The sequence below is a fragment of the Hyphomicrobium methylovorum genome (assembly GCF_013626205.1).
GTDB classification, from domain to species: domain Bacteria; phylum Pseudomonadota; class Alphaproteobacteria; order Rhizobiales; family Hyphomicrobiaceae; genus Hyphomicrobium_B; species Hyphomicrobium_B methylovorum.
Genome location: NZ_QHJE01000001.1, coordinates 2,128,568 through 2,147,655 on the forward strand (window position 1 = coordinate 2,128,568; position 19,088 = coordinate 2,147,655).

19 protein-coding genes are annotated in these 19,088 nt (G+C 58.2%); 14 read left to right on the forward strand and 5 right to left on the reverse strand.

Going from position 1 to position 19,088, the window contains the following annotated elements:
* Positions 1–221 precede the first annotated feature (221 nt).
* The 6 genes from DLM45_RS10290 to rimO all read left to right on the forward strand — a co-directional run bounded on the left by DLM45_RS10290 (position 222) and on the right by rimO (position 7,891).
* Complete coding sequence (locus DLM45_RS10290; protein ID WP_181337028.1) at positions 222–1,508, forward strand: imelysin family protein; 1,287 nt, start codon at positions 222–224, stop codon at positions 1,506–1,508.
* A gap of 51 nt (positions 1,509–1,559) precedes the next feature.
* Entirely contained in the window at positions 1,560–3,029 is a 1,470-nt protein-coding gene (locus tag DLM45_RS10295; RefSeq protein ID WP_181337029.1) for a multicopper oxidase family protein, read from the forward strand.
* Between the two features lie 23 nt (positions 3,030–3,052).
* On the forward strand, positions 3,053–4,225 hold the full coding sequence (locus tag DLM45_RS10300) for a di-heme oxidoredictase family protein (protein ID WP_181337030.1): 1,173 nt from the start codon (positions 3,053–3,055) through the stop codon (positions 4,223–4,225).
* A 17-nt stretch (positions 4,226–4,242) separates the two neighbouring features.
* Positions 4,243–5,328 (forward strand): imelysin family protein, encoded by a 1,086-nt coding sequence (locus DLM45_RS10305; RefSeq protein WP_246317286.1) that lies wholly within the window; start codon positions 4,243–4,245, stop codon positions 5,326–5,328.
* Entirely contained in the window at positions 5,318–6,430 is a 1,113-nt protein-coding gene (locus DLM45_RS10310) for a DUF1513 domain-containing protein (RefSeq protein WP_246317288.1), read from the forward strand. Before DLM45_RS10305 ends, DLM45_RS10310 begins: the two co-directional genes overlap by 11 nt.
* 72 nt (positions 6,431–6,502) lie before the next feature.
* Positions 6,503–7,891 (forward strand): 30S ribosomal protein S12 methylthiotransferase RimO, encoded by a 1,389-nt coding sequence (rimO, locus tag DLM45_RS10315; protein WP_181337032.1) that lies wholly within the window; start codon positions 6,503–6,505, stop codon positions 7,889–7,891.
* Between the two features lie 34 nt (positions 7,892–7,925).
* Here rimO and DLM45_RS10320 read toward each other — a convergent pair whose 3' ends face one another.
* The gene (locus DLM45_RS10320; RefSeq protein ID WP_181337033.1) at positions 7,926–8,840 is read right to left on the reverse strand and encodes a cation diffusion facilitator family transporter; all 915 of its coding nucleotides are present in this window, start codon (positions 8,838–8,840) and stop codon (positions 7,926–7,928) included.
* Positions 8,841–9,055: 215 nt separating this feature from the next.
* On the opposite strand from DLM45_RS10320, the gene DLM45_RS10325 reads away from it, so the two are divergent.
* Positions 9,056–9,970: a metal-dependent hydrolase gene (locus tag DLM45_RS10325; RefSeq protein WP_181337034.1), complete on the forward strand. Its 915-nt coding sequence runs from the start codon at positions 9,056–9,058 to the stop codon at positions 9,968–9,970.
* Here DLM45_RS10325 and DLM45_RS10330 read toward each other — a convergent pair.
* The 4 genes from DLM45_RS10330 to DLM45_RS10345 form a co-directional block, all read right to left on the reverse strand.
* Positions 9,942–10,592, reverse strand: coding sequence for a TetR/AcrR family transcriptional regulator (locus DLM45_RS10330; RefSeq protein WP_246317294.1), 651 nt, complete (start codon positions 10,590–10,592; stop codon positions 9,942–9,944). The two genes, DLM45_RS10325 and DLM45_RS10330, sit on opposite strands and share 29 nt — an antisense overlap.
* A gap of 231 nt (positions 10,593–10,823) precedes the next feature.
* Positions 10,824–11,450, reverse strand: coding sequence for a TadE/TadG family type IV pilus assembly protein (locus DLM45_RS10335; RefSeq protein WP_181337035.1), 627 nt, complete (start codon positions 11,448–11,450; stop codon positions 10,824–10,826).
* A 29-nt stretch (positions 11,451–11,479) separates the two neighbouring features.
* Positions 11,480–12,031, reverse strand: a complete 552-nt coding sequence (locus DLM45_RS10340) for a TadE/TadG family type IV pilus assembly protein (protein WP_246317296.1) — start codon at positions 12,029–12,031, stop codon at positions 11,480–11,482.
* Between the two features lie 152 nt (positions 12,032–12,183).
* Positions 12,184–12,693, reverse strand: a complete 510-nt coding sequence (locus DLM45_RS10345) for a pilus assembly protein N-terminal domain-containing protein (protein WP_181337037.1) — start codon at positions 12,691–12,693, stop codon at positions 12,184–12,186.
* Between the two features lie 541 nt (positions 12,694–13,234).
* Here DLM45_RS10345 and DLM45_RS10350 point away from each other — a divergent pair.
* The 7 genes from DLM45_RS10350 (at position 13,235) to DLM45_RS10380 (ending at position 19,078) form a co-directional block, all read left to right on the forward strand.
* On the forward strand, positions 13,235–13,402 hold the full coding sequence (locus tag DLM45_RS10350; RefSeq protein WP_181337038.1) for a Flp family type IVb pilin: 168 nt from the start codon (positions 13,235–13,237) through the stop codon (positions 13,400–13,402).
* Positions 13,403–13,590: 188 nt separating this feature from the next.
* Complete coding sequence (locus DLM45_RS10355; protein WP_181337039.1) at positions 13,591–13,767, forward strand: Flp family type IVb pilin; 177 nt, start codon at positions 13,591–13,593, stop codon at positions 13,765–13,767.
* A gap of 83 nt (positions 13,768–13,850) precedes the next feature.
* Positions 13,851–14,360, forward strand: a complete 510-nt coding sequence (locus DLM45_RS10360; protein ID WP_181337040.1) for an A24 family peptidase — start codon at positions 13,851–13,853, stop codon at positions 14,358–14,360.
* A 187-nt stretch (positions 14,361–14,547) separates the two neighbouring features.
* Positions 14,548–15,357, forward strand: coding sequence for a Flp pilus assembly protein CpaB (gene cpaB, locus DLM45_RS10365; protein WP_181337041.1), 810 nt, complete (start codon positions 14,548–14,550; stop codon positions 15,355–15,357).
* Between the two features lie 39 nt (positions 15,358–15,396).
* Positions 15,397–17,016 carry a type II and III secretion system protein family protein gene (locus tag DLM45_RS10370; RefSeq protein ID WP_181337042.1) on the forward strand — a complete coding sequence of 540 codons (1,620 nt, stop codon included), beginning with the start codon at positions 15,397–15,399 and terminating at the stop codon, positions 17,014–17,016.
* A 21-nt stretch (positions 17,017–17,037) separates the two neighbouring features.
* Positions 17,038–17,766: a CpaD family pilus assembly protein gene (locus DLM45_RS10375; RefSeq protein ID WP_181337043.1), complete on the forward strand. Its 729-nt coding sequence runs from the start codon at positions 17,038–17,040 to the stop codon at positions 17,764–17,766.
* Between the two features lie 19 nt (positions 17,767–17,785).
* Positions 17,786–19,078 carry a CpaE/TadZ family protein gene (locus DLM45_RS10380; RefSeq protein WP_181337044.1) on the forward strand — a complete coding sequence of 431 codons (1,293 nt, stop codon included), beginning with the start codon at positions 17,786–17,788 and terminating at the stop codon, positions 19,076–19,078.
* Positions 19,079–19,088: the final 10 nt, after the last annotated feature.

Genomic DNA, 19,088 nt, shown 5'->3' on the forward strand with positions numbered 1-19,088 from the left:
ATACCTGAAAGGCAGCCCCGCGGCGCAAATATTCCATGGCAGAGCTTGTTTCACAGTTCTTGGCAACGTGGCAAGTGCCGGGGGCCGGGATGGCATGTACAATGTCGCCGAGTTCACTTGACACTGTCGATCCAGGCTCAATCTATACCTCTCCAGTAAATAAAAACGAAGGTATCCCCGTGGCTGCACTGCGAAATTCAAAGTTTGACGGAGATTTGGGAATGGCGAAGGCGGCGGTAGCTCTGGCGAGTGTGATTGGACTGGCGTTTGGCGTCGTCGTCACAGCGGCTGGCCCGGCGCGCGCCGATGCGCCGGCCGTAAAGGATATCGTTCAAAATTACGGGAATCTGGCGGAAACGATCTATGGCGACGCGCTGGCGAAGGCGCGCGATCTCGATAAGGCCGTTGATGATCTACTGGCTGAACCCACAACCGAAAAGCTCGCAGCGGCCCGCGACGCGTGGAAAGCGGCACGTGTTCCTTACATGCAGAGCGAAGGATTCCGGTTCGGCAACAGGATCGTGGACGATTGGGAAGGTCGTGTGAATTCCTGGCCGCTGGATGAGGGTTTGATCGATTACGTCGATGCAGCCAGCTACGGCGACGAAAAGGCAGAAAATCCTCTCTACACGGCCAATATCATTGCCAACAAATCCATTCGGCTCGGCCCGAAGGTTCTGGACGCGAGCAAGATCACCAAAGAGGTGATCGGCCAACTGAACAGTGCGCTGCACGTCGAATCGAATGTCGGCACGGGGTATCACGCCATTGAGTTTCTGCTTTGGGGGCAGGATCTGCACGGGACGGGACCCGGCGCTGGCGAACGGCCCGTTACGGACTACGATCTGAAGGCGTGCACGGGCGGGAATTGCGACCGGCGGCGCGATTATCTGAAGGCCGCGAGCGGTCTGCTGGTTGATGACCTTGCGGAGATGACCGGCAATTGGAAGGCGGGCGGACCCGCGCGGGTTGCACTTGAAGCGCAGGGCGATAACGTCGCGCTGTCGTCGATCCTGACAGGTATCGGCTCGCTGTCTTACGGTGAGCTTGCAGGCGAGCGCATGAAGCTTGGTGTGCTGCTGCACGATCCCGAGGAAGAGCACGATTGCTTCTCCGACAACACGCAGAACAGCCACTACTTCGATCAGGTCGGCATGATCGGGATCTGGAACGGAAAGTACGAGGGCTCAAAGACCGTCAGCGGCGCGAGCATCGCCGAATTGGCGCGGGCGAAGGCTCCGGAAGCCGCGAAGCGCGTGGACGAGGCGATGGCCAATACGCTCGCGAAGTTGAAGGCGATCAAAGACAAGGCCGACTCCGGCGAAATGGCCTACGACCAGATGCTGGCCGCTGGAAATGAAGCTGGCAACAAGATGATCCTCGACGGCGTAGATGCTCTCGTGGCGCAGGCGCGCGCGATCGAAGGCGTCGTCGCGGCGCTGCATCTCAAGATCAAGATGGAAGGTTCCGATAGCCTCGACAACCCGACGGCAGTTGGAAGCAAGTAGCGGCCAGGCATCGCGAGCGTTCGCGATGCGTGTGCGGTTATAAGAGGAAGCATGGGTACGACACGACGACAGTTTGTTGCGGGCGCCGCCGCGTTTTCGGGTGGCGTCGCAGCGTCTTTCGCCGGCACCGCGTACGTTGCCAGAGCGCGGGACGCGCTAACGCCGGAAATCGTGGCGGAGCCCATCGCGTCCGGCGTCAAGCATCTCGCGCTTGATCTCGCCGAGCGGCCGACGGCGCTTCCGTGCTTCAATGGCGCGACGTTGCCGTTGTGGACGTTCGAAGAAGGAACGACGTTTCCCATCGTGCGGATGAAACTTGGCGAGCGTCTTGAGACGACGTTGGTCAATAACCTGCCGCGGCAGGGCGAATACGTGTCGATCCATTGGCACGGTCTCAGGATACCGAACGATCAGGACGGTGTTCCGTTTCTCACGCAGCAGCCGATCGAGCCCGGCGCCAAGGGCAGCTACAGTTTCACGCCGCCCGACACCGGGTCGTTCTTTTTTCACACGCACTGCAATTCGGCGGAGCATTTCGGACGCGGGTTGGTAGCGGCGCTGATTGTCGAGGGTGACGAGATTTCACCTCCCGACGCTGAACTCGTTCTGCTGATGAAGGACTGGCGAATTTCGCCGGACGGCAAATTTCTTCCGTTCATCACCGATGATGGTGCGGCGCGTGCAGGCACGTCTGGCACCGTTCGCTCGGTCAACGGTGTGACTAAGCCGGTGTTTAAGGTTCCAGCTTCGGCAGACGTTCGCATTCGCTTCTACAACGTAGATCCGGTGCGTATTTCGGAGATTGGTTTCGAGACGGCGGAAGCGGCAATCATCGCGGTCGACGGAAACGGACAACCGCCGATCATGCTCGAATCCTGGCGGCTTGGTCCGGCGATGCGTGTCGACCTGCTGCTGCGTACGCCGCCTGCGGGCGAGACGGTGCGGTTGATGGATTACTTCTCGAAAGTTCCCGCTGTTCTTGCCGAGTTCGTTTCGGAAGGTGCGCCGCGACGGACGGGGAAATTCGTTCCGCAGCCGCTGAAGGTTTCGAAGTTTGCGCCGCTCGATGAGGCGAGTGCTGAGCACATCCAAATGGATTTCTCGGCGACTGCGACGGGCGAAGCGGTTGTGCAGATGAGTGATGCCACGGGCACTACAATCGGCTCGCTTTGTCTTTCGACCAATACGTTCTGGGCGATCAACAAGGAAGCGTGGCCCAGCAAGGATCATCAAAATCTCGGCGCGCCGCTTGCGGTTCTCAAGAGCGGTAACAGCTACGTATTCGAGCTGAAGAATCTGACGCCGCACGCGCATCCGATCCATATTCACGGGCATATGTTTGAGGTTCTTGGCTCTAACCTCCGTCGACTTCCGCGGTTTCGCGCCGACACTGTGCTGCTTTTGCCGAAGGAGCGGATCACCGTCGGACTGGTCGCGGGCGATCCCGGAAAATGGATGTTCCACTGCCACATCATCGAACATCAAGAGACCGGGATGATGGGCTACATCGTCGTGACATGAGCGCGGTTCGGACGGCAGGCATAATGCCGATGACGATGCTTGCGGCGTTCTTTTTGTCGGGCGGCGAGTTTGCTCTGGCTGCCGATACCGATCCGCTGGATGCGATTGCCGGGAAGGCTCTGTTCGACCGCAACTGGATTCCAGCGCCGTCTTCAACAGATGGTTCCGATGGATTGGGTCCGTATTTCACAGCGCGTTCGTGTGTATCGTGTCACGCGGGCGGGGGAGGGGCGCACGTGGCACCCTCGCGCAACGATCCATCTCGCGACGACATTGCGGGTGCTGTTCTTCGGTTCGGGCGCGCTGACGGTTCGGCCGATCCCTACTATGAACGGCAACTGCAGACGGATGCGGTTCCGGGTCTTGTTCCGGAAGGGAGCGCGCATTTTCTGCCTGAGCTTTCGTATCATCTCAACGGGCCGCCGCTTGCTTCTGGTGTGAAGGCGGGTGTGCGTATCGCGCCGCCGCTTCACGGGCGCGGTGCGTTTGATCAGATTTCAGACGAGGAAATTCTGAAGCGCGCCGATCCTGATGACAAGAACGGCGATGGCATTCGCGGGCGTGCAAACCGTACAGCGGATGGCATCGGCCGGTTTGGATGGAAGGCGTCGCAAGTGACGCTGGAAGACCAGGTGGCGGACGCGTTCTCTCTCGACATCGGTTTATCGAGCCCGAAGGCGCCGCATCCTTATGGAGATTGCACGAAGTTGCAGACGGCGTGTCTCGGTGCGCCGAACGGCGAGAGCAAACTATTCGACGGGCGGGAGATATCGGCGACGATGTTGCGGATCGTCGCTAACTACATCGAGAGCCTCAAGCCGCGTGCGCTGCAGGACGATTCCGCAGGAGCACGTATTTTTGACGCGACCGGATGTGCGCAGTGCCACGTTCCGAGCCTCAAGGCGCGCGATGGGAGCCTTATTCCCGCATTTACCGATCTTCTGCTTCACGATATGGGATCGGCGCTCGACGATGGCGTTGGTGAGCCGGGCGTCGCATCTTCGGAGTGGCGAACGGCGCCGTTGATTGGCGGCGGAAATCGCGGCCCGCGGCGCTATTTGCACGATGGATCGGCGGCGACTGTTGATGAAGCTGTTGCGAAGCACGGCGGTGAGGCGGCGCGCAGCCGGGAGCAATTCGGCGCCTTGAAGGCGGAAGATAAATTGCGTCTGATCGAGTATGTAAACGGACTATGAGACAGAGACACAACACCATGCGAAGCGCGATATCTGTTCGTTTGGCGGCGATTGTCGCGACGTTTGCGATGATGGCGTTTGCCGTTGGAAGCGCTCGCGCGGCGGAGACGCCACCGACGCACAAGGAGATTGTGCGCGCTGCGATCGAGAAGCATATCCTTCCGCACTTCGATGCACTGAAGGCCGCCACCGGGCCGCTGCCTGACGCGGTCAGAAATGTCTGCAAAACAGGTAGTCCGGAAGCTAGAGCAGCGCTCGATACTGCGTTCGCGAATGTGGTTACGGCCTACGCGGGCGTCGATTACATGCGCTTCGGTCCAATGGCCGAGCGTGGCCGCCGCGAGCGGCTTTCATTTTGGCCCGATCCGCGCGGGTTCGTTGGCCGGCAGTTGCGGCTCATTCTTTTGAACAAAGATCCGGCGGTGCTGGAGCCCGGTGCAATCGCAAAGCAGAGCGTGGCGGTGCAGGGGCTTTCAGCGCTCGAAGTTTTGATACGCGATAAAGCTGTGCCGCTTGGACCGGGTGAGGCCGCGGACTATCGCTGTAAGCTTGCGGAAATCATCGCCAAGAACATTCAGACGGTCGCTGGCGAAGTGACCGACGCTTGGGAAGCGCCGGGCGGTTGGAGAGACACGATGGAGAAGGCCGGGCCAGACAACCCGGTTTATAAGTCCGATAGTGAGGCCGCGGCTGAAACGGTGAAGACGCTGTTGATGGGCATGTCGCTCACCTCGGATTTGCAGATCAAGCCGCAGATCGATCCGACATTGAAGCTCGCGGGGGCTTATGAAAAGTCCGGCTTGCAGAGCGCGTATTATCTGGCGTCGATCGCGTCTCTCAAGAATCTGTTCGATACGCTGAAGCTGCAGGCCTATCTCCCGGAAGACAAAGATTGGGTAATGGGTTGGATCAGCGGTGCGTGGCGCGCATTTCTATCGACCGACGGTGTCGGTGGACGAGGACCGAAGGCGCAAGAAGGACGCAAGACGCCGCCTCTGCGCGAAGTGTTCGATAAGTTTGTCGGCATGCGAAAACTGATTACCGGTGAACTTTGCCCAGATGCGCGCATTACGGTGGGATTCAATGAACTCGATGGCGATTGATCGTAGATCCTTGTTGCTCAGCACGATTGCGTTCGTCGGCGCGACGGCCGTTGGTGAACAGGCTTTCGCGGCGGCTGCAACCGATAATGATGTCGCTTACATTTCGGCGGCGCGGCGTGCATCGGGGGGCTATTCCGTTCTGCTTCTAAAGGCCGACGGTTCGATCGTGCGTGAAGTTCCGCTTTCGGGGCGTGGACATGACATTGCGTTTCATCGCCCGTCTGGGCGGCTTGCTGCGATTGCGCGGCGGCCCGGCATCTTTGCGGTGGCGTTCGAATTGCACAAGGCGACGCCGCCCGTCATCTTCACGGCAAGCAAGGGGCGGCACTTCTTCGGGCACGGCGCGTTCTCGCAGGATGGGCGGCTGCTTTACATTTCCGAGAACGATATCGAGGCGGGACTCGGCTGCATCGGCGTCTATGACGTGGAGCGCGGTTACCGCAAGATCGGGGAACATCCGAGCTATGGCACGGGCCCGCACGAGATCATGCTGCTGGCGGATGGCAAGACGCTTGCAGTTGGCACCGGGGGCCTCGACACCGTTCCAGATGCGAACCGCGTGAATTTGAACGTCGAAGAGATGCAGGCGTCGGTTGCGTTCGTCGATGCGGAGACGGGCGCGCTCAAGGTCAAGCACGATATGACCGGAGATTTGAAGTCTCTTTCGATCCGCCACCTTACGCAGGATGCAAGCGGCGTTGTCTGGTTCGGCGGGCAATGGGAGGGCTCACCGAGCGAAGCGCCCCAGCTCGTCGGTAGCGCTGGGCTCGACCGTGCTCCGCAGTTCATCACCCCGCCCGCGGGCACGACCGTCGAGCTTCGCGGTTACATCGGGTCGATGGCTGTCAACGGTGACGGCAGCATCATCGCGGCTAGCGCGCCAAAGGCCGGGCAGGTTCTCTACGTCGAGGCGGCGACGGCGCGGGTCATCTCGCAGAGCGTTCTCAAGGACGTTTGCGGGATTGCGTCCGACGGCAAGCACGGTTTCGCGGCGTCATCCGGGTTCGGTGTGATGCGGTATGAAACGGCCGAGGCGCGCGTCATTTCCGAGGTCGAGCTGCGCAACATCGCGTTTGATAACCATCTGCGGCGGCTGGCTTAACCGCCTCGGGAGGACCTCCGGGGCGATCGTGTCACGATTGCGCTTCCCGTAGGGCGCGGCTAGAAGCGCGGAATGACAGAGCCCAGGGTCAAATCAGTTTCCGCTGACAGCGCTAAAGTGCGCCGCCTCGCGAACGCGTCGGCGCCGCCGAAGGTCGGGTTCGTGTCGCTTGGCTGCCCGAAGGCGCTTGTCGATAGCGAACGGATCATCACCAAGCTGAGATCGCAGGGCTATGCGATCGCGCCAGATTATGAGGGCGCGGACGTTGTGGTGGTGAACACCTGCGGCTTCCTTGATTCCGCGAAGAAAGAAAGCCTGGACGCCATCGGCGAGGCGATGACGGCGAATGGGCGCGTGATCGTCACGGGTTGTTTCGGCGTCGAAGAGGATCGCATTCGCGACGCGCATCCGGGTGTGCTGGCGGTTACGGGGCCGCATCAGTATGAGCAGGTGGTTGGCGCTGTGCACGCTGCGGTGCCGCCGTTGCATGATCCATTCATGGATCTCGTTCCGCCGGAAGGGCTGCGTCTGACGCCGCGCCATTACGCGTATCTGAAGATTTCCGAGGGCTGCAACAACCGCTGTTCGTTCTGCATCATTCCCTCGCTGCGCGGCGATCTCGCGAGCCGTCCCGCCAATCATGTGATGCATGAGGCTGAGCGGCTGGTGGATGCGGGTGTGAAAGAACTTCTGGTTATCAGCCAGGACACGAGTGCCTACGGTGTCGATCTCAAGTACGCGGAAAGCCAATGGAAGAGCGCGCCGCTGAAGGCGCGGTTCCTTGATCTTTCACGGGCGTTGGGTGATCTCGGCGTGTGGGTGCGCATGCACTACGTCTATCCGTATCCGCACGTTGACGAGGTGATCCCGCTGATGGCGGAGGGCAAGATCCTTCCGTATCTCGACATTCCGTTCCAACACGCTTCGCCATCCGTTTTGAAGGCGATGCGGCGGCCAGCATCGCAGGAGAAGACGGCGGAGCGTATTCGCCGCTGGCGCGACGTTTGTCCTGATCTTGCGATCCGATCGACGTTCATCGTCGGTTTTCCGGGCGAGACGGAGGAAGATTTCGCGTTCCTGCTTGAGTGGCTGCGTGAGACGGGCATCAATCGCGCCGGTTGCTTCAAGTATGAAGCAGTCGAAGGTGCAACGGCGAATGCGCTGGGTGATGCTGTGCCGGAAGAAGTGAAGGACGAGCGCTGGCACCGCTTCATGGAAGCGCAGAAGATCGTGAGCGCGGAGCGGCTCGAAAGCCGGGTCGGATCGACGATCGACGTGATTGTCGATGAGGTTGACGAAACGGGCGCGATCGCACGTTCGAAGTGGGATGCGCCGGAGATCGATGGCAACGTCTTTCTCAATGGCGAGAGCGACGTAAAGGCTGGCGACATCGTGCGGGTGAAAGTCGTCGAAGCGGGCGAATACGATCTTTGGGGCGAGCGTGTCTCGTCCGATGCGTAACGGACCAGAATGCGCCGTGTCGCGCGCGGTCGATCTAAATCGGGACCGCTCCTGAATCGTCAGGCTTCGCTTTGTGCTCGGGCTCGACGTGGATGACGACCTGCGATCCTTTAATTGCATTTTCGATCGAGTGTTCTAGGCGGTCGCAGATTTCGTGCGCTTCCTCGACCGACATCGTGCCGGGCACCACGAGATGAAACTCTATGAATAACGCGCGCCCCGCTTGACGTGTTCGAATGTCATGGGCCTGTAGCGCGCCGTGTCCGTTCCCGGCGATGATCTCGCAGATTTGTGCAGCAATCTCTGGACTCGCGGCCTGATCGAGTAGGCGCGACATGGACTGCGTGGCGATCCGATAGCCCATCCAAAGGATGTTCAGGGCGACGAGCGCTGCGATTAGCGGGTCAAGGACGTGCCAGCCGGTGATGACCGCAAGGATCAGGCCGATGACGACGCCGACCGAGGTGATGACGTCTGTGAAAAGATGCTGGCCGTCGGCGACAAGAGCGGGTGAGCGCCACAGTCGTCCGCGTTGGATCAGTAGCCATGCCCAGGTGCCGTTTACAATCGTGGCGACGATATTGAGGCCGATGCCGAGCGTCGATTGCTCCAGCGTAACGCCGGAGACGAACGCATCATGTGCTTTGATCAGGATGAGTACGGCGGCAACGGCAATCATTGCGCCTTCGAACATCGCTGCCAGGAACTCGGCCTTGTGGTGGCCGAAGGGATGGTCATCGTCGGCGGGTTTGGCGCTGATGCGGACCGCAGCGAAGGCGGCCACGGCCGTCATCACGTTGACGATGCTTTCGACGGCATCCGAGAAGAGCGCTACCGAGCCCGAAACGTAGTAAGCGGCGTATTTGATAGCCACGACGGCAAAGGCAACGGCGATGTTGATCGCCGCCAGCTTGGCGATGCGCGACGCTTCGATCTCGGGGCGGGGCATAAAACGTATTTCCGAAGGAGCTTCGGCGACTAGGTGGCACATTTGCCGCCATGCCGCCAGCCGCGAGAGATCGCACCCGAGGCGCGGAAATAAGGGCTTATCCACACGCCGCATGGCCTAGCTGCTCGTCGGGAGGGGGCGAATCTGATGCTCAGATAGCGGGCTGGCGGCGTTCAGTCCGGCGTTTTCGCTGAGACGGGGTGAGATAGAAAGCCATGGCCAACTTTACGACGCACATCGCGGTTGGAACGGTGGTTTCGGGCGCTATGGCGACTCTGACGCTGGCTGCCGATGTGGTCGCGCCGCAGAATCTCGTCGCCGTGACGCTCGCAGGCGTGTTGGGATCTGTTCTGCCGGATATCGATCTTAAGGATTCGCGGCCCAGCCGCGCGATGTTCGCAGGGCTTGCCATCTTTTTCTCGTTCGCGGTGCTATTCAACGCGGCGACGAAGTATTCCGTGGCGGAGCTTTGGATCTTATGGCTCGGGACGCTGCTATTTGTGAGATACGGCCTGCATAAGGCGTTTCACAACCTCTCTGTCCATCGTGGCGTCTGGCATTCGATTTTGGCGGCAGTGTTCTGTGCTGTCGCTACGGCGATCGTATTTCATCACGCGCTTGGGAAGCCCACGGGCGTTTCGTGGCTGGCGGCGGCGTTCCTGTTTCTCGGCTACTTGACGCATCTTACGCTCGACGAAATGTATTCGGTCGATGTGATGGATACGCGGCTCAAGGCTTCATTCGGGACAGCGCTGAAGCTATTCGACCGTCGTTACCTCAAGGCCTCTGCAGCAATGGCAGCCGCTACGGTCGGCGCGTTGTTGATCTCTCCGTCGACGACGACGTTTGTCGATGGGCTGACAACGCGCAGTCTCTGGACCGGACTTGAGCAGCGTTTGCTGCCGCGCGATCGATGGTTTGGGGTTCTGCAAGGGCCGCATTTCGCGCGGCGTGAAGCTCCGGCGCCTGGCGTCGTTACGGGGTCTGTTGCGAAAACGCCTGCGGACGTAATGGAGGAAGCCCCGGCAGCCTCGAGCACGCCGGATGTTCGCCTGCCGGAGGCTGACCATTCCGAAAGCGCTGCCCCGGTTACGGTGGAGCCTACGCCGGACGAGAACGCATCCCCCTGAGGAACGTCGAGCTCAGCTGCTTGGCGTAGGATCGGGCGGTGAGGGGCGTCAGAATTGCGCTTTTACCGCTGGCAGCAATCGCGGTCATGCCATGCACCGCTGCAAAGAGGCTGTGAGCTGTCAAATCGAGTTCGCTGTCCGTGGCGTTCGGATCGATCGGCTTCAGCGCGCGGCGGAGAATGTCCGAGAGGCTATTCAAATGGTCGGTGAAGGATACCGGTATCGTGAAGGTCGCGGGTAGGGTGTGAGCGAACAGAACGTTCCACATGTGCCGGTTCGAAAGAGCGAAATCGATGTACGCCTGGATCAGCGCTTCGACATTCTCCTCACTATCCGAACCAAGTTCTACACTGTGGAGGTGGTCAACTGACCGGCCGAGCAGCTGAATTTGCATGCTCAGAAGTACATCGTCGAGATTTTCAAAGATGTTATAGAGTGTACCTGGAGAATAGCCGATTATGCGCGCAATTTCACGCGCAGAAAGACCAGAAATACCGTTTTGCTCAACGATTGTTTTTGAAGCATCGAGAATAAGTTGTCTCAATTCTTCCGGAGAATGCGCAGACCTCCGTCCCATCGAAATTACGTGCCTTTTTCGCCCGTCATGGAAATAATTCCACATATCAACATGCTCGCCTCAAGACAACATTGGGTTGAGCATAAACCGCAGATTGAACCGGGGTTTTAGCGTTGTTCGGGAAAGGGTGTTTCTCGCCTTTTCGAATTATTCGAGCATCCGATGTTGATTTGCGTAGGACGCCGGGAATGAATTTCGTTCACTCATCACAAATGAGCAAATCGGCCAAAAAATATTGCAAACAACAAATTTTATTCGCGGAATAACTTTTACCGTTCAGCCGCTGCCTGGCGGACATTTCGTGTTTTGGGCAGCTTGTGCATAGAAAACGGAACCGTAGCGCGGAGCGAATGTCATCGTGTCTCGCCACGTCATCGACTGCACCAGACCCGGTATAATGTTGGTCAGTAGAGGTTTGTAGTCATAGGTCGTCTCGATGACGACCACGGCATTGCCCTTCGTGACCATATTGTCGGCCGGCATAGATTTATCCGAACCACACCCTGTCGTTGGCATGCCCTGGTAAGACCATGACCATTCGACCTTCGTTTTTTTTGCGTCCGTTGGCGACGCACGCAACTGTGAAATCGCGGCTTTAAACGGCGTTGTGCTGTAGGGCGACATGACATGCTGGCCGGAGGCCATGATGCCGGTTAGCGCAGCGTTCGCGCTTGTCGCATCTGAGCCGATCTGCTTTTCGCGGGCTACCAGATCTCCGATCATAGCGGTCGCGCGCTGGAAGCGTTTGTGTACAAACAGGCCGCGCGCCATCTCATATGTGCCGAACGTAATCAGCATCAGCAGCGGTGCGAGATAGGCGAACTCCACCGCGGCGACGCCGTTCTTGTCCGACATGAAGGCGCGGAAGCGTGCCTTAAGAAGTAAAGTTGAGCGGATGCGCATGGCTGAAACGTCTTCCGATGCTCGCAAGATCAAGATTCGGGATAGGGTTCGCTACGGAATGCGGTGGCAGACTGCACCATCATCGAGCCGTTCTTCATGTTGCCAATTTTGAGGAAGGGAAAATTGGCGGTGAATTTCCATAGGTAGCAGGCGGTGACGATGACGACGTCGCTCGCGTTACCGGACTCGATCGCGATCAGCTGATTGCCCGGGGTGGTATTCTGAATAATGACTTGATTGCTATCGAGGCACTCCTGCGGCGCATCAGATACTAACCCGGCCCAGTTGGCGTAGTGTTTGACGAACACTTGAAGGTTCTCGCACTTGATCCAATCGCCAGCGCCATCGCAGATTTTTTTCTTGAATTGGTCGACCGTCATTTTATCGGAGACGGCTTGTCCCGTGCGGATCAGCCTGCTCGACTGATCCATCCCTTTTTCGACTGAGTTGATGACGAAGTAGTAGTAGGAAATGCCAATCAGCGCGAAGACGAACATGAAGAACGGCGCTGCGACGATCGCAAATTCTACTGCGGTGCTGCCCGAGCGATCGTTCCGCCAGCGGCGAAAAAGATTTGGCATATTCCGGCTCGAGTGAGGCTTATCTGCTTCAACGCTCGGCATGGCACTCTCGCAACCCTCTGAATGGATCGCGATAGATAGGACGAAACGGATTAAAAGCGCATTTAGCGAAAGATGTTTCGTATCCGATGGTTGAGAAAGTATGAAACAGACTACTGCTGTGCGTTTCCGCTCGTTGAGTCAGAAGAGCCTTCCGAAAAGCGCGTTTTCTTGGAATTGGCGGCTTCTACGTCGGCGAAGAAGTCTTTGTCGTCACCAATCGTCAGAGTCGGTTCGCAATTCGGCGTGCACGCGTATGTAAAGCGTGTGCTGCCTTTGTGAAGGTTGACGATCTTGCGGTCGTCACGCTCCACCATGACCCGTTGGTCCTGGATGACATTATGCTGAGCATCGAGGGCGATGATGTTGGTGATGCCGAACGTCTTGCCGGTAACGACCAGCATATTGCCGCCTTGAAGAGCGACATCGGCGATCGACGGGTTGCCGACAATGACTTCAGTAGCTGGCCGGGGAAGGCGCAGAAGCTGCGATTGGTCGTAGCGGACGATCAGATCACCGGCGAGCGCGTCACCAGCGAATAACGCCAGAAGAGTTGCGCCAAGTGCCACAACGCGGGCGGGCCGATGCATCGGCTTCAATTTAGTCGTCGCTCCACGGAGCATCGCGCGATCCTTTGAAGAATGTCCGGCGATTAGCTCATATAATGGTGAAGGAACTACAAACGGTCGTTCGGTTATGTGCCGAAACGCGTTTTCGGCTGGTGCCTGGGAGTTCGGCGGTGCGTTTCGAGCCGCTGCCGTCTGGGACGGTTTATTGAATTAGATCGTCAGACCAGCCCAAAGTTCGATTGCATTTTAGTCGAACTTTGGGGCTCGACGGACCGGTCAACCGGTCTGGGCGTCAGTGCAATCAGGTGATTAATTTCAGTATTAACCAGGTAGTACTTGTTATATTTTTGATATGCGGCATATGTGTCGCGCGGTATGTACGAAAGATGCTTTGATATATCAAATAATACTTTGATTTATTCTTTACGTATACACCGTTTTGTTGCTCGTTTAACTTGTTATCTCGTGTTTGAGCTATTTTACTTGGCTTTAATTTTTGTCCTCTACTTTGATCATCAGTTCAGCGGAGAGGACAGACGTCCCACGGTGGACATGGATCGGAACTGTACAGTTTAGCGTATTGGGAGACTTCAACATGTTTTCGCGTTTCATGAATGACGAGTCGGGCGCAACGGCTATCGAATATGGCCTCATCGCAGCTCTTATCGGCGTCGCTATCATCGCCGTCCTGAAGCAGGTCAGCGGCAGCCTCAACACGACCTTCACGAAGGTCAAGACCGAACTCGACGGCGCTTCCAAGTAAGCTTCGTTGGCTTAAGCCAAGCAGAGAAACGCGTCTGGGCAAAACCCGGGCGCGTTTTGCATTTCAAGAGCTTCTCGTCTCGCGGAAAAATTCGGCGCACTACGCAATATTAAGAGATGCCGGATAGCGTCGCGATGATGATTACGGCTTGTCGCCCCGGCGGGTTCTCGCAGATGGATTGTTTCCCCATGCTCCTTTCGAAGCTTCGGAAGTTCGCTGCAGCAGAGGATGGCGCGACGTCCATCGAGTACGCGCTGATCGCAGTCATCATCAGTATATGCATCGTAGCGGCAGGCAAAGGCATTGCGACGTCGCTCAACGGCACCTTTGGAAAGGTTGCGGACGGTATGGCGCCGACCAACTAATCGCGAAGCCAGCCGCATTAGGCGCGTTTTTACTCTCCTCGCGCATACTCGCGCCGAACCCGCACTTTAGTCCGGAAAATCATATGTCGATCGTCGTTTCGCTGCTTCTGATGACGTTTCCCATTGCGATGACATTTGCAGCGGCCAACGACCTTTTCACGATGAAGATCCCCAACCGGATCTCGGCCGCTTTGATCCTTGCCTTTCTGGCGGTCGCGGCTCTGACACAAATGCCGCTCGACGTGTTCGGTCTCCACGTTGCTGGCGCGTTTTGTGTTCTTGCACTGACGTTCGCGCTGTTCGCGATGAACTACCTCGGTGGCGGAGACGCGAAGCTGATGGCGGCCGGCGCTCTGTGGATGGGCAGCGCATATATTGTAGAGTACGTGGCATCCGTAACGATCTTCGGCGGCGTGCTTTGCTTGTTCCTTCTCGCTTATCGCCGAATGGTTCCCGCCGAAGCTCTGGGATTTCCTGGTTGGGCACTGCGCCTCAATAAAGAGGGCGGCCCGGTTCCCTATGGCATTGCGATCGCTGCTGCCGGTCTTCTTCTTTTCCCGCAGACCGATCTTTTCCTGACGTGGATGCGCTAGGCCAGGTTCTCTAACCCGCGTCCTAAGGATCACCCTCGCATTTCTTACCCCGTAAGTGGACGGATCGGCGTTGCGGTGGCGCTACAATGACGTCATTGCGAGACTCCGGTTAACCTCGCATTGACGTTTGTCACCCAATATCCGCTTCACAGGATCGAACTCCTGGTCGAAAGGATGCGGGGCGCGGATGAAGCGGGCTCAACTTGTCGGTTTCTCAGTCGCGCTGGTTGCTGCCGGTATGGCCTATTACGTGGCGAGCGCGTTCGTGCAGCCGCCACCGGCACCGGTCACCGTCGAGAAGCAAGTCGACAGCACCGAAGTTCTCGTTGCCGGTACCGATATTCCGGTCGGGCAGATCGTGAATGAAGGTCACTTCCGCTGGGTTTCGTGGCCTGTGAAGGCGACGTCGCGCGCCTACATCACCAAAGAGAATGGCGGCCTTTCGCGGATGCGCGAGATTTCGGGATCTGTCGCGCGCTCGGCGCTGCTGGCGGGTGAACCGATTACCGCACAGAAGCTCATCAAGGCAGGTCAGGGTGGCGTTCTTGCCGCGATCCTGCCTCAGGGCATGCGCGCGATTTCGACCAAGATCAAAGCCGAGACGGCTGCTGGAAGCCTGATTCTTCCGAACGATCATGTCGACGTGATTTTGATCCGGCAGATGCGGAGCCGCGGCGGCAAGGATCAGACGATCTCCGACACTCTGTTCCGCAACGTTCGCGTCATTGCGATCGGGCAGCAGATCGAGATCAAGGAAGGTAAGAAGGCGGCCGATATGTCCGCTTCGACGGCCACGCTCGAACTGATGCCGCGTCAGGCTGAGATGATGGCTCTCGCGAATTCCATGGGTGAAATCACTCTGTCGCTCAGAAGCGTTGCCGACCTGTCGTCGGATCCTGAGCGTGCGGGTGGACTGAATCTCAATAAGCCCGAGGATAATAATTCAGTTCGTATAGTTCGGTATGGTGCCAAGTCGCGTGTGTATGGCGTGAACTGAGTCAGTGTGAGTCAGTGGTCGTCACAAGGTTGGAATTACATGCGCGCCCTAAATACTCTCCTGCAGCGCTCTGCTGCATGCGCACTCGCTGTGCTCGTGCCGGCGATGCTTATCGCCATTCCAGTTGCTCTGGCGGGGCCCCAATCGGGCTCGCCACAGTCGGCGCGCGAAATGGCCTCAGCTGGTCAGCACCAGTCCTTCATCCGTGTCGGTGAAGAGGGCCGTCGAGATATAAAGATCGGCTTGGGCAAGTCGGTTCTTCTCGAATTTCCGCGCGATGTGCGCGACGTGATGGTGTCGAACCCGTCGGCTGTCGATGCCGTGGTTCTCAGCTCCAACCGCGTTTTTCTTCTCGCGCGGAAAGTCGGCGAGGCAAACGCTTTCTTCTTTGATTCCTCGGGCGAGCAATTCGCGACGATGGAAATCTACGTTGAGCGTGAGACCGCCGGGATTGAAAGCCTGCTGAACCGGCTGATCCCCGGTTCGCGCATCAAAGTCGAGATGCTCAATCAGTCCGTCGTGCTCACGGGCTCGGTCAAGAATCCGACGGACTCGGTACGCGCGGCCGATCTCGCCCGGCAGTTTGCCAACGTCCAATACGATGTTTCGAACAAGTCGAAGCAAACGGAAGGGATTGCGATTTCGACCGACGCGCAATCGCAGACGTCCACGCAGGATACCGTCATCAACATGCTCACGGTGGAAGCCGAAGAGCAGGTGATGCTCAAGGTTACCGTTGCCGAAGTGAAGCGCACGCTGCTCAAGCAGTTGGGTGTCAACCTTGGTGGCATGCTTCAATCCGGAAGCTTCGCGACAACGCTTCTGACAGCGAACTCATTCCCGATTTCGTCCTCCCAGGGCCTTGGCCAGCTGCCAGCGTTCGGACTTTCGACAGCTGCCAGCGGCGCATGCGCGGCAGGAGCGATGTGCGTTTATAACTCTGGCCCCGGTACGAACTCGGTTGGCAACAGCGGTTTGATTTCCGGCTGGGGCAACGGCAGCAACAACATTCAATCGGCAATCCGCGCGCTCGAGCGCGACGGTCTGATCCGTACGCTTGCAGAACCCAACCTCACTGCAATTTCGGGTGAACCTGCAGAGTTTCTGGCGGGTGGCGAAGTGCCTTACGTCACCGGAATCGATACGCAGTCGGGTGTCAGTTCGGTCGCGTTCAAGAAATTCGGCGTGCAGTTGAGCTTTACGCCGGTTGTTCTGACCGAAGGGCGCATCAGCCTCAAGATCGATACGAGCGTCAGCGATATTGCGAACTACATCGCGAACAATCCGGTGTTCGATACCCGCCAGGCGAAGACTGTCGTCGAACTGCCGTCCGGTGGATCGCTGGCTCTTGCTGGTTTGATCTCGACGAAGATGCAGCACAACATCGACGGCTTCCCCGGTGCGAAGGACATTCCGATCCTCGGTACGCTGTTCCGCAGCCGCGATTTCCAGAATGAAGAGTCCGAGCTCGTCGTCATCGTCACGCCGTATCTCGTGCAGCCCGTTTCGCGTCAGCAGCTCGCAACGCCGACGGACGGTCTCTATCCGGCGACCGATCTCAAGGCAGACTTCCTTGGCCATCTCAATCGGATCTACGGCAAGGGCGAGAACGCTCCTTCTGGCGGTCTGAAGGGCGATTACGGCTTTATCGTCGAATAATAAGGTTCCGGAGACGCAGCAATGAGCAGCGAAATTACAAATATCCGCGAACCTCATGGTGCCCGCATGGTGTGGGCCAAGGTTGTCGCCCTCGCTATTCTTCCGCTTCTGGGAGGGTGCCAGCACGATCGCGCAGGACCGCAGGTTGCGGGCTGGCAGTTGATTGATCCGGAGCAGCGTCACCCGATTTTGGTTTCGCAGCAGCCGGCCAATCTCAATCTCAGCGTGGCCAGAGGATCGAGCGGTTTGACGTCGGCTCAGCGGGGACGCGTGGTCGATTTCATCAGTCGCAATCGCGCGGGTGACGCTGGCAATAGCCGCTTCGTCATTGCAGCGCCGGGAGGGTCTGCGAATGAAGGCGCGGCGCTTGACGCGGCCGAGGATGTCCGTCGGCTGATGCTGTCCAGCGGATATTCGGAATCGTCGATCTCGATCGAAGCGTATCACGCGAATACGCGCGAAGCGCCGCTACGGATCTCGTACATGCGCTATGTCGCCGATGCGCCCGACTGCGGATTGAACTGGTCCGAAAATCTGGCGCGCGCCTACCAGAACACGCCTTACCCCAACATGGGATGTTCGGGTCAGCGAAATCTCGCGGTCATGGTTGCGAACCCGGCCGATCTTCTTGGCCCACGCACGATGAGCCCGCGCGATTCAAACCGTCGCGATGACATGTACGGCAAGTATGTGAAGGGCGAGACGCTCGGGGCGAAAGAAGAAGTGACGAAGGTCCGAATCGCGGATTGATTTGAGGTAGCGAAACGATATGGCCCAGAACGCGCAATCCTACGACGGTGGAGACATCATCGACGATGGGGGGCTGGAATTGCACCCGAGCGATCGTGCGCGTCCCATCCCGCGCATTTCGATCCAGGCATTCTGCGACGATCCAAACGTGGCGGATACGTTACAGTTTGCGGCCGATGATCGGCGGCTGGCGAAGGCGCATCTCAGCGTCCACATGGGTGGCATCGCGGCGGCGATCAGCCACTATATGGATAGCCCGACGCCGAACCTCATCATCATCGACAGCAATCTCTCCGGCGGACAGCTGATCGAAGAGCTTGATCGGCTCGCAGAGAGCTGCGACCCCGGAACGAAGGTGATCGTGGTTGGCCGCCACAACGACGTTCTTTTCTATCGTGAGCTATTGAAACGCGGCGTCGGTGAATACCTCGTTGCGCCGGTCACGCCGATTGGCGTGATGGAGAGCATCTCCAATCTCTACAATAATCCCGACACCGATCCGGTCGGGCATGTCTTTGCTTTCATCGGCGCAAAGGGCGGCGTTGGCTCTTCGACGATCTGCCATAACGTTGCTTGGACGATGTCGGAGACATTGAACACGAACGTTACGATTGCGGATCTCGATCTGGCGTTTGGCACCACGGGTCTCGATTTCAATCAGGATCCTGTTCAGGGCATTGCCGACGCGTTGGCGGCGCCAGAACGCCTCGACGATCAATTGCTGGATCGCTTGCTGACGAAATGCTCCGAGCGGCTTTCGATCTTCGCGGCGCCAGTCGTTATCGATCGCGACTACGAAATTTCGCCGGATGCGTGCGATGCGGTTCTCGATGTGGTGCGCCAGAACGTACCGTTCGTCGCCGTGGATCTTCCACATGGGTGGTCGGTCTGGACGAAGCGTGTGCTGCTGCAAGCGGACGAGGTGGTGATCACCGCGGTTCCCGATCTTGCAAACCTCCGCAACGCGAAAAACATCGTCGATCTGTTGAAGACCTCGCGGAAGAACGACAGCAAGCCGCATATCATTCTCAATATGGCGAACGTGCCGAAGCGTCAGGAAATCACGCTCAAGGAGTTCGAGCAGGCGCTTGATCTCAAGGTAATGAGCGTCATCGACAACGACTACGAAACGTTCAGTCAGGCCGCCAACAACGGGCAGATGATCGCAGAGCTCAATCCGAAGGCAAAAGCCACGGAGAAGTTCCTCGAAATCGCGCAGAAGGTCACGCGGCGCGGCGTCAAAATCGAAAAGCCAAATTCACGTCTCGGTGCAATCGCGCCGTTTCTCGATAAGTTGAAGCTCAAGCGTTAAGGACGTCATC